This is a genomic window from Aliarcobacter butzleri, from assembly GCF_900187115.1.
GTDB lineage: Bacteria > Campylobacterota > Campylobacteria > Campylobacterales > Arcobacteraceae > Aliarcobacter > Aliarcobacter butzleri.
Map to the genome: position 1 here is coordinate 1,977,509 of NZ_LT906455.1, position 14,851 is coordinate 1,992,359.

The window sequence follows — 14,851 nt, forward strand, 5'->3', positions numbered from 1 at the left end:
AATTAAGCCTTTTGTTCGTCTTCTTCATCTTCTTTATAAAGAATTCTTCCACAATGCAAACAATTAACAATCTCTTCGCCTCTTAAAACTTCAGCATAAGTTTTGTCATTTATTTTCATAAAACATCCATAACAAGCTTGTTTTTTTACAGGAACAACAGCTGTATCTTTTGCCCATCTTTTGATTTTTTCATAGAATGTTAAAATTTTATTATCAAATTGCTCTAGAAGTTCACTTCTTTGTTGATAAACTACATTTCTTTCTTTGCTAATCTCTTCAATTGTACTATCAACTACAACTTTAATCTCTTTTATATCAGCTTCTTCAGCTGCAAGTTTTTCTTGTAACTCTTTTAAAGTCTCTTCTTTAGCTTTTGCAAGATTATCAAGTCTATCTATTTCTTCATTTGCAAATGAAATTTGTTCTTTTGCAATCTCTTCTTCTAATTGTAAAGCTTTTAACTCTTTTTCATTATGAACATCTTTATTTTTTTTAGCAATTCCGTCTAATTTTGATTTTAATTCTGCTAAATGAATATTGTTTTTTGTTCTTTTTGATTTTACATCATCAATTTCTAAATAAATTGAATTTATTGAAGCTTTTATAACTTCTGCAGTTTCAACGAAAGTTGCTAGTTTTGCTTTTTGGCTCTCAATTTTTGGTTCAAATGAACTTATTGCCGTATCATATTTTGATAACTTTATCAAATCTTCTAAATACTTATTCAACCGTTTCTCCTTCTATAAAAAACTCAAATGGATTTTTTGAAGCTGTAATTATAGCTTTTAATTTATTTTTTTTCAAATACTCTTCTAAAAGAGTTTCAACTAAGCTATTAAAATAGCACTCACTTTCATAATGTCTTATATCAATCAAAGATATATTTCTTGCTTTTGCTTCCATCGCATCATGATATTTTATATCACCTGTTAAGAAACAATCAGCTTTTATTTGGTCAAGCAAAGACATTGCTGAGCCTGTTACAACGGCAATATCTTTTATAAACTCTTTACTTCTAACTACTTTAGTAGTTTTTAAATTTAATTTATTAGATACATATTTTACCAATTCATCAAAATTCATATTTACATTACAATAAGATATAAATTCTGATGAATTTTCTATTTTAAATCCTAAAATTTTTTCTATTACATATTTATTTAAATGTGTTTTATCAATATTTGTATGCATTGAAATAAGAGAAATATCTTTTTTTATTAATTCTTTCAAAATTTTTGTACTATACGTATCAAAATTTACTCTTTTTATTCCAGAAAAAATCAAAGGATGATGAGTAATAATAAGTGAATTTGGCTTTAAATCTTTCGCAAGTTCTAAATCCAAATCCATACTAATATACACATTTTCTATTTCATCTTCAAAAGAACCTACAAGAATTCCTGAATTATCCCATTTTTCTTGTAATTCAAAAGGAGAAATTTCATTTAAAACATCATAAATTTCTTGAAGTTTCAAATTTATCTTCCTACTCGTTTTAATCTATCACTTTCTTGTTCTTTATATAAAACAGCACAGCCTTGTGCTAATTCTCTCACCTTTAGAATATAATTTTGTCTTTCAGTTACAGAAATTGCTTTTCTTGCATCTAAAGTATTAAAAGCATGACTTGCAATCATACATTGATCATATGCAGGAAGAGGAAGTCCAGCACCTAAACAAGACTTACATTCATTAAAAGCATCATCAAAATGTCTAAATAACATTTCAGTGTTTGCTATTTCAAAATTATATTTAGAAAATTCATACTCGCCTTCTTTATGAACATCAGCATATGTTGTTTTTCCAAATTCATTTTCATTCCATACAATATCAAATACAGAATCAACACCTTGTAAATACATAGCAAGTCTTTCTGTTCCATAAGTTATCTCAACAGCAACAGGAGAGCAAGGAAGTCCTCCTACTTGTTGAAAATATGTAAACTGAGTAACTTCCATACCATCAAGCCAAACTTCCCAACCAAGTCCCCAAGCTCCTAATGTTGGTGATTCCCAATTATCTTCTACAAATCTAATATCATGTTTAGATACATCTAAACCTAAAAATTCTAAAGATTGTAAATATAAATCTTGAATATTATCAGGGCTTGGTTTTATTAAAACTTGAAATTGGTAATAAGCACCTAATCTATTTGGATTCTCACCATATCTTCCATCAGTTGGTCTTCGACTAGGTGCAACGTAAGCTGTACTCCAAGGAGTTGAATCTAAACTTCTAAGTAATGTTGCAGGATGGAATGTTCCAGCTCCAGCAGGAATATCATAAGGTTGAACAATATTACAACCTTGTTTTGCCCAAAATTCTTGTAATTTTAATAACATTTGTGAGAATGTAATCATTTTATTCCTAACTCTTTATTTATTTTATTTTTGTCAAAACCACAAATCCATTTGTTTCCTATTAAAAGAACTGGAGCGCCAGAACAATGCTTTTGACAATCTATTAAAGCTTGTTTATTTTTAGATAAATCTATAAGATTATATTTTAAGTTTTTGCTCTTCAAATAAAAGATAACCTCTTTGCACCATTTACAATTTGGTAAAGTAAAAAGTGCAATAGGTTTCATTATAAAAGTACTTCAATATCTTTAGAATCACTTTCAACAGCTTTTGCTTTTACTATTCTATCTTCTTTCAATTTTATAGCTAACTCTTTGTCTGTAATTGCTAAAATTTGCATAGCTAAATATGCAGCATTAACTGCACCAGCTTTACCTAAAGCAACAGTTGCAACTGGCATACCAGCTGGCATTTGAACAGTTGAAAGCATAGCATCCATTCCATCCATTGCTCCACCTTTCATTGGAACTCCAATAATTGGTTTTGTTGTTGTTGCTGCTAATGCACCAGCTAAGTGTGCAGCCATTCCAGCAGCAGCAATAAATGCAACTGCACCTTTTTCTTCTGCTTCTTTTACATATTCTTTTGTTCTTTCAGGACTTCTGTGAGCCGAAGATATTATCATTTCATATTTAACATTAAATTTTGCAAATGTATCTGCACAATTTTTCATAATTTCATAATCTGATTTACTACCCATAATTATTGATACAAAGTTCATTTTTTTCACCTTTTTTATTTTTTAAAAGACTAAGATTATATCAAAAATTATCTAATAACTTTATAATCTTATCCACTTTTAATTTTTTCCAAGCTTCCAATTTATAAAGTGTCAAATTTTCATTTTCATATATAAAATTTGAAAAATTTTTCGATTTATCTTTTATAAAAATTGGCTTTATATATTTATAATATTTTATCTTTTGTGCATAATTTTTATCTGTAAATATAGTAACTGTCGGTATCATAAAAGCATCACTTATATGATAAGTTGATGTATCAGCAGTAATTATTTTATCCATATTTGAAATAATATAAATAAAATCATTAATAGATTTTGACTCATTTGTTAAATCAATAAAATTATTATGTTTAAACTTAGAGTCAATTTGTAAAGTTGTAACTATTACATACTCTTCTAATTCTAATAACTCTTTTAATAAATCAATTGCAATAACTTGAGGAATTGATTTGTTTATATTTGCAGAATAAGGATGAAATAAAAGTAATTTTCCTTTTTTTCTAGCTTGTTCTATTTTTGTTTTTAAATCATTTTGTATTTTATAATTTGATATATCTAAACTATTATATTTTTCTAATTCATCTATTTTTTTATAATTTATGCCAAATTTATAAAGCCAAGCATCAACGCTATTTAATTCACTTAATAAATTTGTAACATTTAAACTATTATCAATAAAATAGTCATATTCACAAAGTTTTTTTGAGTTTATGCTCAAAGGAAAAATATTATTTATGTAATCTTGAGTTTTATAAATATCTTTATCTCTACTATAATAACTATTATTTGAAGCATTTATAAAAATATCGAATTTAATATTTTTATAAATTTCTTTTAATTTTTTATATAAAATTCTCAAAGAAGCGCATGATGAAATAATTTGGCTAATACTTTTTCCAACTCCACCAATTATTGCAATTGAAACTTCTTCTTTATCAATATTTTTTAACTGTTTATAAATATCAGTAGCTTTTAATTCAAAGAAGTTTTCATTATCTCTTTCATATTCAAATTCATTTAAGATTCCTAATTCGATTGGGAAATTAGGATTTTTTCTAATATTTTCTTCATTTAATGGCTTTACTAAATATTTATCTTTATCAACTTTTTGAAAAATATCTTTTAAGTCATTAAAATCTTCACGAGTAGTCATATAAACTGTTTCATTTTCTAAAGACACTGGTGCTTTAAATTTTAGATAATTAACTAATGTTCCATCAGTTATTTTTATATTAATATTTTGAGAAACTCTAAAAAAAATCATTTTCTTAAATAGTATTGTTTTATTATTCTACAATTTGATCAATATTTTCAACTCTAAACATTGTTAAATATGGTAATTTGCCTGGTAACTTAATTTTATTTATATTTCCACTATGTACAGATTCTAACTCTTTATTTGTTTCAGTTAAAATCTTTTTGAAATTAATATAATATAAACCATCATCTTTTTTGAAAATTTTTCCTATTTCATTTTCACACTCTTGTAAAACTTCATCATTTGGTGTAAAAATTTCTATATCTTCATTTGGATAAACTTTATATTTGCAGAAGAAATGTTCTTCATCTTCAGTTACAAGTCCTGTTACTTCGTAACTTCCTTTACTTAAAGCATAATCATGATTTTGAGAGTCTGTTTTCTCAAATGGTCTATGAATTAAATATGCGTCTGTAAATCCTCTATTTTTTGTAGTATGTAACTCTTTTTGATAAAGATCTGGTTCAAATTTCCCAGCATAATAATCATCTATTGCATTTCTATATGCTTTTGCTGTAACTGCTGCATAATAAGGTGATTTTGTTCTTCCTTCAATTTTAAGTGAATCAACTGCACCTGAATCTAAAATCTCTTTTATATGAGAAGCTAAGTTCATATCTTTTGAATTAAAAATATATGTTCCAACGCCTGGTTCTTCTTCAAGTCTAAACAAAGTATTGTGATCTTCATTTGCAGCATATAAAGTATATTGGAATCTACAATCATTTGCACAACTTCCTCTATTTGGAACTCTTCCCATTTGAACTGCACTTACTAAACATCTTCCACTATAAGCAAAACACATTGAACCATGAACAAAAATTTCTATTTCCATATCAGGTAAATGTTTTTTGATTTCAGTTACATCTTTTAGAGAAATTTCTCTAGCAACAACTATTCTTTTTACACCCATATCCCAATAAACTTGTGCATCAAGATAATTTAAAACATTCGCTTGTGTAGAAAGGTGTATATCAATTTGTGGTGCAATTTCACGACACAATTTTACAACTCCAGGAGCTGCAACAATAAAAGCATCAGGCTTAAGTGCAGCCATCGTAGCTATATGCTTTTTTAATAACTCAATTTGTGAGTTAAATGGAAATCCATTTATTGTAGCATATACTTTTTTTCCATGAGCATGAGCGTAATCAATACCTTCTTTAAAAGTTTCAAACGTAAACTCTTTTCCTGCTCTAATTCTTAAACTAAAGTGACTAACTCCAGCATAAACTGCATCTGCACCATATTTTATAGCTATTTTTAATTTTTCTAAATTTCCTGCAGGTGAAAGTAACTCTACTTTTTGATTATTCATTAAATTCCTTTAAATATTCTATATATATTATTTTTAGGAGATATTATATCTTCTTTTTGATAAATCTATAAATAGTAATATTTTTGATTATGTGTTAAATAAGAAAGCTTTTAAAAGCTTTCCCATTCATCATTTTTTGAAGTTTTTTCATTAGTAGTATTTTGAGTTATTTCTAAAGTATTTTTTTCAACTTTAGCTTCAAATATATTATCTTTTTTTAGTTGATCTAATCCTTTAAATACCTCAAATATTGCATTATCCATTTTATGAGATAAAGAGTTTAATACTTCATTATTTGAATTATCTTTGCACTCTTCATTTATATATTCTTGAATGCTATTATGTACTATTTCATGGTTAGCTTTTAAGTCTTTCCAATTTTGTGTTTTTGTAAAATGTTTAGCATTTTTTTCTTGTTCTATTAACCATTTACCTAAATCACACTCTGTTGGTTTAGTAACACTCCAAGCAGTTTTTGTTGTTGCAATTTTACTTAAATTTAACAATTTAAATTTAATATGATCATTTTTTAATTTTGAAACAGTAAATACTAAATCAATGTCTTCTATCTCTTTTTGATTTATTTTATTAAATTTAGCTCTATCTGCAATTTTTAATAAATTTTTAGATAGATTCGACACATCGTTTGCTAATCTACTAATATCAATTGCTGAACTAGCATTTGATTGTGTAGCTTTATCTAAGGCATTAATTGTATCATTTATTTGTAAGATACCTTTTTCTTCTTCTTTACTTCCTTTTGATACATCTTCAATTAGATTTATTGTCTCATTAATTTTACTATTTAAAATAGTGTATCCATTTATCATCTCATTCGCAATTGCTTTTCCTTCATTTGCTTTAGAAGTTGCAATTTCAACTATATTTTTTATCTCTTTTGCAGCTTCTGCACTTCTACTTGCAAGGTTTCTAACTTCTTGAGCAACAACGGCAAATCCTTTTCCTGCTTCTCCAGCAGTTGCTGCTTCAACAGCGGCATTAAGTGAAAGAATATTAGTTTGAAATGCTATTTGATCAATTACACTAATTGCTTCATTAATAGAATTTACTTGATTATCTATATCATCCATTGCTTTATTTGTTTTAGAAGCTAAAAGTTCGCCATCTTTTGAAGAAAGTTGTAATTGTTCTGCCAAAGAAGACATAGTTTTAGTTTTTTGTACAGTTGATTTTACAATTGAAGTAATCTCTTCAATTGCAGCTGCTGTTTCTTCTAAAGAAGCTGCTTGAGTACTAGCTGAATCAGATAATTTACCTGCTGAACTTGATAAAATTTCTGTATCTTCATTTAATTTTTTACCACTATTTACAATCATTGACAAAAATTCTGATACAGAAGCACCTATTAATTGTGTACTTGCTACTAAAGAAGAAACTATTCCTCCAACTTTTGATGTATCAATTTTTGAATCATTTAATGAGAAATTTGAGCTTCCATAATCAATCAGAATATTATTTAACCCTAATAAGTTTTGATTTGTTTTTTCAATCATTGAGTTAATAGAATTTCTTAATTTTTCTATTTGTGGATTTGAAGATTCAGTTTCAACTTTATAAACATAAAAACCATTTATTACTTTTTCAATAACTTCATCAACATTTTCAATAACTTTTGCATCTTCCATATATCCTGATTTTAATTTTTTGATATAGTTATTAAAGCTATCTGTTAATTTACCTATTTCGTCATTTGATTTTTTATCAATATGGTCTGCATTTCCTTTTCCATCAGTCATATCAACTATTGCTTCATTAATATTTGTAAGTGGTTTGATAATTGCTTGATTTACAAAATAGTTGTACATAATAATAAAGATTACTGCTAGAAAAAGTGAAAATACTAAAAGATTAAAAATAATATTTTCTATCTCTTTGTTTACTATATCTTTCATTAAGGAAACTTCAGTTTCTACATCATCAACATAAGCTCCAGTTCCAATAATCCAATCCCAAGGCTCAAATTTTTGAACATAAGAAAATTTCTCTTTTGGGTCATTTTTCTTATTTGGTTTATCCCACCAATATTTTACTAAACCACCTGATTTATTTTCCGTTGAAATTTTTGCCATTTCGATAAATAGCTTTTTGCCATATGGATCCGCATAACTAGATAAATCTTTGCCATTTAAAGCAGCATTTATTGGATGCATAATCATTTTAGGACTTGAATCATTTATCCAAAAATAGTCATTATTTGCATATTTTAAATCAGCAATTGCTTTAAGTGCTTGTTGTTGTATCTCTTTTTCATTAGATTTATCTGCATCTACTTTGTTATAATAGATTTCTACTATTTTATATGCTAATGTCACATAATTTTTAAGTTCTACTTCTTTTTTTAAGTATGCCTCTTTTTTATAATTTTCAATATTTTTTCCTGAAAGATTTTTTATTGAAATAATTGAGTCAATAGTAATTGAAACAGTTACAACAATAATAACAATCAAAGAAAGAATTAAAATCTTAGCTTTTATAGTTAAATTCGTTAACATATATCTCTCCCATATGATGTTTATAAGTTCTTATTATAGTAGAATAACTTTAATTTAATTATTTAATAGATTTTTTGCAAATTCTAAAGCTTCAGATGTAACCTTTTCACCACTTATCATTCTTGCTATTTCATTTATCTTCTCTTCTTTGTTTAATAATTTTACACTAGATTTTCCATTTTGTTTATCAACTAAGAAATGTTGGTTCGCACTTGAAGTTAATTGAGTTTGATGAGAAATAGCAAAAATTTGATATGAAGAGCTTAATTTGACTAAAACTTTTGCTATTGCTTCACTCTCTTTTCCACTTAAATTTGCATCTATTTCATCTAAAAATAAAATACCATTTTCACCAATATCTAACTCGCTCATCGAAGTTAAAAGAGCTAATCTTAATCTATTATATTCTCCTGAACTAATAGTTTCAAGTGCAACATGATTTAGTTGAAATTTGATTTCATCAATTCCTGTTGAATCAAGGTTTTTTTCTTCAAAAATGATTTTTGCATTACTTAAATATAAAAATTGCAAATATTGATTGATTTTTTCTTCTAAGATTTTGCTATTTTCTTTTCTAAAAGTTGAAATCTTTTGAGATAACTCTTTTATTTCTTTTTGTAAATTTTCGTATTTTTTTTCTAAATTTTCTTTTTGAAAAGAGATATTTTCATATGATTGTAACTCTTTTATTTTTTGTTCTTTATATTCTAAACACTCTTTAATAGAGCCAAATCTTTTTTGTAATGATGAAAGTTTTTCAATTCTATCTAAAACATTTTCTATATTAATATCATCTAATTCAATCAAACTATCATTAAACTTTTCAAAGATATTATTTAACTCATTCATAGTTTCATCAAAAAATGAAGAATCAACTTCCATCAATTCTAAAACGTTATTAACACTTTGATTAAACTCTAAAATTCCTGAGGCTTTGTTAATTGCAACTTCAATTTTTTCTTTTTTTGCTAATCTCTTTTTTATTTCATTTAATTCTTCATATTCATCAATTTTTGGATTTATCTGTTCGATTTTATCAATTTCAAATTTCACAAACTCTTTTAAATCTTCAAGTTTTGTTTCATCTTCTATGATTTTATCTAACTCTTTTTTTGTTTGAATAAAATCTTTATATAAGTTATCAAAACTATTTTTTATTTGAATAAAATTACTATTTTTCTCAGCACATAATCTATCCAAAAATCCAACAAGTTTTACACTATCAAATTCTGAAGTATCTCTTAAATTTAAGTGTTTTATCAGTTTTGTAGAAAAATCATAAAGATTCTTTTTTGAAATAGTTTGATTATTTAAAAAATATCTAGTTTTATCTTTTTTTATACTTTTAATAACAATATCTTCTTCAAAAGATATATCATAAATCTCGTCACAAATTTTTGAATTATTTAAATTAACTTCACCAATATCTGCTTTTACTTCTGTTAATGCAAATAAAGATAAAATCTCTTGCATTAATATAGATTTACCTGCACCACTAGGTCCTGTAAATATATTTAATCCTGATTTAAACTCTAAATCAACTTCATCAAATGATAAACAATTTTTTAAATAAACTCTAGTAATCAATTTTTAATTTCCCCATCTTAATTTTTCACTTAAAACTTCAAAATAGTTTCTTTGAATTCTATGTAACATTTTTACTTTTTTTTGCGCAATTTTTATTTTTACAGATTGATTTTCTTCAATTTCAAAAATTTCTTGTCCATCTACTATTACAACTGCACCTTGATTGTCAACTATTTTAAACTCAATTTCAAAATCAGCTGGCATAACAATCGGTCTTTGAGTTAAAGAGTGAGGTGCTATTGGAGTAATGATAAATGCTTCAGTTAAAGGGTAAACTATTGGACCTCCAACAGATAAATTATATGCTGTTGAACCTGTTGGAGTAGAAACTATAACTCCATCACCATAATAAGTATTAAAAGATTTTCCATCAATTTTTCCTCTTATTTTTATCATAGAAGAAATTGACTTTCTTGAAATTACTATATCATTAAATGCAACAAAACTATTTTTATTAATACAGCCTTCAATCATCATTCTTGTATTAATTTTATAAATATCTTTTTTTAAATCTACTATAAAATTTTCTAACTGATTCATAGAAATATCTGTCAAAAAACCTAAAGTACCAAGATTTATTCCTAAAATTGGAAGATTATATTTAAAAGATTTTCTTACTACTCCTAATAAAGTTCCATCTCCACCAACAGATATCAAAAAATCTACTTTTTTGCAAATATCATCAAATTCAAATCCATCTAAATCTATCATTTTTGCAGATTCTTTTTCTAAAAGAGTATCTATATTTGCTTTATTAAATAAATCTTTTATATTTTGATAAATATCTTTTAATTCTGGACTTTCAGGTCTTAATATAATTCCCACACTATTTATGTTTTTCAATAATTCGAAATTTTTTTCAACTCTCAAATTTAACTCATTTTTATAAATTTATTCTATTTTATCTTATTATAAAAAATATTTCAAATATTCATTTTATATATTTTAGCAATTATTTAGTAAATATCAAAAAAATATTACAAAATGAAATATTTTTCTAATATTTAAAATAAAAAAAAGGGATATGCAAAGCATATCCCTTTATAAAAAGAAAATTTAGAAATTATCCATTTCTTTTTTTCATAATCTCTTCAGAAACATTTCTTGGAACTTCTTGGTATGCATCAAAAATCATAGAGTATGTTGCTCTACCTTGAGACATTGATCTTAAATCTGTTGAATATCCAAACATTTCAGATAATGGAATCATTGCAGTAACAAGTTTGATACCTGCTCTATCATCCATAGATTGAACTTGTCCTCTTCTTTTATTACAATCACCAATTACGTCTCCCATATAATCTTCAGGAGTTTCAATTTCAACTTTCATAATTGGCTCAAGAATAACTGCACCAGCAGCTGCACTTCTACAACCTTGTTTAAATCCCATAGAAGCAGCAAGTTTAAATGCCATCTCAGATGAGTCAACATCGTGGTAAGAACCATCATATAATGTAACTTCGATATCAACCATTGGATATCCAGCTAAAATTCCACCTAACATTGCTTCTGCACAACCTTTTTCAACAGCTGGAATATACTCTTTTGGTACAACCCCACCTTTGATTTCGTTGTTAAATTTAAAGTTTGGCTCACTTCCAGAAGGTAATGGTTTAATTTCTAAATAAACATGTCCATATTGACCTTTACCACCAGATTGTTTTGCATATTTATACTCTTGTTTAACAGCATTTCTGATAGTTTCTCTATAAGCAACTTGTGGAGCACCTACTTCAGCTTCTACTTTAAACTCTCTTTTCATTCTATCTACAAGAATTTCTAAGTGTAATTCACCCATTCCAGAAATAATTGTTTGTCCTGACTCTTCATCAGTATTTACTCTAAATGATGGATCTTCTTCTGCAAGTTTTCCTAAAGCAATACCCATTTTTTCTTGGTCAGCTTTTGTTTTTGGTTCTACTGCAACAGAAATAACTGGATCCGGGAAATCCATTCTTTCTAAGATAACAGGATCTTTTTCACTTGCTAGTGTATCTCCTGTGATTGTATCTTTAAGACCAACAACTGCACCAATTTCTCCAGCATAAAGCTCTTTAATCTCTTCTCTAGAGTTTGCGTGCATTTTAAGTAATCTTCCGATTCTCTCTTTTTTCATTTTAGTTGAGTTTAATACATAAGTTCCAGATTCTAAAACTCCTCTATAAACTCTTGTAAATGTTAATTGTCCAACAAATGGGTCAGTCATGATTTTGAATGCTAATGCTGCAACTTCACCTTTATCAGTTGAAGGAACGATAATTGCATCACCATCTTGAGTTTCACCTTTGATATCAGCAACTTCAGTAGGTGCTGGTAAATACATAGCAACAGCATCAAGTAAAGGTTGAACCCCTTTATTTTTAAATGAAGTTCCACATACCATTGGAGTAATTTCCATTGCTAAACATCTTTTTTTAAGACCTGCAACGATTTCATCTTCAGTTAATTCTGTACCTTCAAGGTATTTTTCCATTAACTCTTCGCTTGATTCAGCAGCTGCTTCAATAAGTTTTTCTCTATATTCAGCAACAACATCTTCTAAATCTGCTGGAATATCTTCGATTTTATACATTTCACCAGCTTGTGCATCAAGATTATAAGTATATGCTTTCATTTTAATTAAATCAACCATACCTCTAAAGTTTTCTTCTGCACCAATTGGAACTTGAATTGGAACTGGATTTGCTTTTAATCTATCTCTAACTTGTGCTTCAACATTAAAGAAATTTGCTCCTGTTCTATCCATTTTATTTACATAAATAATTCTTGGAACACCATATTTGTTTGCTTGTCTCCAAACAGTTTCAGATTGTGGTTGAACCCCACCAACTGAACAAAATACAGCAACAGCACCATCAAGAACTCTCATAGATCTTTCAACTTCAATTGTAAAGTCAACGTGACCTGGAGTGTCAATAATATTTACTTGTAATTGCTCATTTGTTTTTGGGTGATTCCAGTGACAAGTTGTAGCAGCAGAAGTAATTGTAATACCTCTTTCTTGCTCTTGTTCCATCCAGTCCATTGTTGCGGCACCTTCATGAACCTCACCAATTTTGTGTGAAACACCTGTATAGAATAAAATTCTTTCAGTTGTTGTAGTTTTTCCTGCATCAATGTGTGCAGCAATACCGATATTTCTAACTCTGTGTAGTGGTATTTTTCTAGCCATAATTTTATCCTACCATCTGTAGTGTGCAAATGCTTTATTAGCTTCTGCCATTCTATGTACATCTTCTTTTTTCTTAAAAGATGCTCCTCTTTCATTTGCAGCTTCGAATAACTCATTAGCTAATCTTTCTACCATTGTTCTTTCATTTCTTTTTCTTGAAGCATCAATTAACCATCTTAAAGCTAAAGTTTGTCTTCTAACAGCTCTTACTTCAACTGGAACTTGGTAAGTTGCCCCACCAACTCTTCTTGATCTAACTTCTAATAATGGTTTAACATTTTCAATTGCTCTTTCGAATAAATCAAAACCTTTTTCTTCACCTCTTGCATCTAAGTTTGCAATAGCACCATAAAGGATTTTTTCAGCAACAGATTTTTTACCATCTAACATAATTGCATTAACAAATTTTGTGATCACTTTACTATTGTAGATAGGATCAGCCATAATTTCTCTAACTGGAGCTTTTCTTCTTCTCATCTTTCTATCCTTCTACTTATTTTTTCGCTGCTTTTGGTCTTTTAGTACCATATTTAGATCTAGAAACTGTTCTGTTATTTACACCAGCTGTATCTAAAGCACCTCTAACAATGTGGTATTTAACCCCAGGTAAATCTTTTACTCTTCCACCTCTAACTAATACGATAGAGTGTTCTTGAAGGTTATGCCCTTCTCCACCAATATATGAAATAACTTCAAATCCTGTTGTTAATCTAACTTTTGCAACTTTTCTTAAAGCCGAGTTAGGTTTTTTAGGAGTTGTTGTATATACTCTTGTACACACACCTCTTCTTTGTGGACATTTTTTTAAAGCTGGTGATTTTGATTTATCGATCACCTTTTTTCGCTCTTTTCTTACAAGCTGATTGATTGTAGGCATTTCTTTCCTTTTTAAAATTTGGTTTGAGTAGTTATAGCCCCACTCATGCTTCTCGTGTACTTCAAAATATTTTTGAAACGATACTACCATTCTAGGAAACCTGTGAGTTTTCTAAAAAAGTGTTGGATTATATCTAAAAATATTTAAAAATTCCTTTATTTGATTAATTATCAAATTCTTAGTCATATTTTACTAAAATCGCTTAGTTAAAAAGGATATTAATGGAAATACTAGAATACAAAAAAATTGGTCAAGGTGAAAATGCAATTATTTTTTTGCATGAATTAATGGGAGATTGTACTAATTATGAAGCTTGTATTCCATATCTAAATAAAAATGATTTTATTTATTTTATGGTTGATTTAAGAGGTTATGGATTATCAAAAAATATATTAGGTGAATATAATTTAAAAGAATCTACAAATGATGTAATAAATCTAATTTCTCATCTTAAAATTGAAAAATATACATTAGTTGCACACTCTATGTCAACTATGATAGCTCAACATATAGCTTTTGAAGATAAAAGAATAAATAAACTTATTTTAATAACACCAATTAGCTTCTTAGGAGTAAAAAGTACATCAAAAGCAAAAGAAAATTTATTATCACAAATGAAAAAAAATAGTGGAAAAATAGAAGAAATTGTTGAACAATCTAGTCAAAGATATAATCAAACTTGGAAAGATTATAGAATAAAATTAGCCTATGATTGTTCTATACTTGAGGCAAGATTAGGTTATATGAGTATGTACTTAAATGAAAACTTTTTAAGTACTTCAAATACTCAAATTAGTTTAAATATTCCTATAAAAATCATTACAGGAAGCTATGATTTTCCTGTTTTTTCTTCAGCAGAAGTAAAAAAATATTTTGAGCAATTTGATGATGTTGAAATAGTAGAATTTAAAGAAGCAGGTCATTATCCGATGATTGAATCTCCAGTACTTTTTGCTTCAAAAATAGAATCATGGATTCATTGATATTTAAATACTTTATTTTAAGTTAGTAATAAACTTTTTTT

The 14,851-nt window shown here is 27.3% G+C and carries 14 protein-coding genes; 1 reads left to right on the top strand and 13 read right to left on the bottom strand.

Annotated elements, in window-relative coordinates; all coding sequences use genetic code 11:
- Positions 1-2 precede the first annotated feature (2 nt).
- The 13 genes from CKV87_RS09885 to rpsL form a co-directional block, all read right to left on the bottom strand.
- A complete protein-coding gene (locus tag CKV87_RS09885) occupies positions 3-728 on the bottom strand; it encodes a zinc ribbon domain-containing protein (protein WP_012147875.1) in 726 nt (241 codons plus the stop codon).
- Positions 721-1,476 (bottom strand): Nif3-like dinuclear metal center hexameric protein, encoded by a 756-nt coding sequence (locus tag CKV87_RS09890; RefSeq protein ID WP_012147876.1) that lies wholly within the window; start codon positions 1,474-1,476, stop codon positions 721-723. The genes CKV87_RS09885 and CKV87_RS09890 overlap by 8 nt, the downstream gene beginning before the upstream one ends.
- A 2-nt stretch (positions 1,477-1,478) precedes the next feature.
- A complete protein-coding gene (gene glyQ / locus CKV87_RS09895) occupies positions 1,479-2,360 on the bottom strand; it encodes a glycine--tRNA ligase subunit alpha (protein ID WP_012147877.1) in 882 nt (293 codons plus the stop codon).
- Positions 2,357-2,587: a glutaredoxin domain-containing protein gene (locus CKV87_RS09900; RefSeq protein WP_004511340.1), complete on the bottom strand. Its 231-nt coding sequence runs from the start codon at positions 2,585-2,587 to the stop codon at positions 2,357-2,359. The genes glyQ and CKV87_RS09900 overlap by 4 nt, the downstream gene beginning before the upstream one ends.
- Positions 2,587-3,081: a 5-(carboxyamino)imidazole ribonucleotide mutase gene (gene purE, locus CKV87_RS09905; RefSeq protein ID WP_012147878.1), complete on the bottom strand. Its 495-nt coding sequence runs from the start codon at positions 3,079-3,081 to the stop codon at positions 2,587-2,589. The genes CKV87_RS09900 and purE overlap by 1 nt, the downstream gene beginning before the upstream one ends.
- A gap of 40 nt (positions 3,082-3,121) precedes the next feature.
- Positions 3,122-4,366, bottom strand: a complete 1,245-nt coding sequence (locus CKV87_RS09910; protein ID WP_012147879.1) for a glycosyltransferase family 9 protein — start codon at positions 4,364-4,366, stop codon at positions 3,122-3,124.
- Positions 4,367-4,388: 22 nt separating this feature from the next.
- Positions 4,389-5,678: a peptidase U32 family protein gene (locus CKV87_RS09915; protein WP_012147880.1), complete on the bottom strand. Its 1,290-nt coding sequence runs from the start codon at positions 5,676-5,678 to the stop codon at positions 4,389-4,391.
- 110 nt (positions 5,679-5,788) lie between these two features.
- The gene (locus CKV87_RS09920) at positions 5,789-8,191 is read right to left on the bottom strand and encodes a methyl-accepting chemotaxis protein (protein ID WP_012147881.1); all 2,403 of its coding nucleotides are present in this window, start codon (positions 8,189-8,191) and stop codon (positions 5,789-5,791) included.
- A gap of 54 nt (positions 8,192-8,245) precedes the next feature.
- The gene (locus CKV87_RS09925; RefSeq protein ID WP_012147882.1) at positions 8,246-9,778 is read right to left on the bottom strand and encodes an AAA family ATPase; all 1,533 of its coding nucleotides are present in this window, start codon (positions 9,776-9,778) and stop codon (positions 8,246-8,248) included.
- A gap of 3 nt (positions 9,779-9,781) precedes the next feature.
- Positions 9,782-10,648, bottom strand: a complete 867-nt coding sequence (locus CKV87_RS09930; RefSeq protein WP_012147883.1) for an NAD(+)/NADH kinase — start codon at positions 10,646-10,648, stop codon at positions 9,782-9,784.
- 193 nt (positions 10,649-10,841) lie between these two features.
- Positions 10,842-12,950, bottom strand: a complete 2,109-nt coding sequence (gene fusA / locus CKV87_RS09935; RefSeq protein WP_012147884.1) for an elongation factor G — start codon at positions 12,948-12,950, stop codon at positions 10,842-10,844.
- Between the two features lie 9 nt (positions 12,951-12,959).
- Positions 12,960-13,427, bottom strand: a complete 468-nt coding sequence (gene rpsG, locus CKV87_RS09940) for a 30S ribosomal protein S7 (RefSeq protein WP_004511351.1) — start codon at positions 13,425-13,427, stop codon at positions 12,960-12,962.
- Between the two features lie 16 nt (positions 13,428-13,443).
- Positions 13,444-13,827, bottom strand: a complete 384-nt coding sequence (rpsL, locus tag CKV87_RS09945) for a 30S ribosomal protein S12 (RefSeq protein WP_012147885.1) — start codon at positions 13,825-13,827, stop codon at positions 13,444-13,446.
- 221 nt (positions 13,828-14,048) lie between these two features.
- Between rpsL and CKV87_RS09950 the strand changes: the two genes are divergently transcribed.
- Positions 14,049-14,810, top strand: a complete 762-nt coding sequence (locus tag CKV87_RS09950; RefSeq protein ID WP_012147886.1) for an alpha/beta fold hydrolase — start codon at positions 14,049-14,051, stop codon at positions 14,808-14,810.
- Positions 14,811-14,851: the final 41 nt, after the last annotated feature.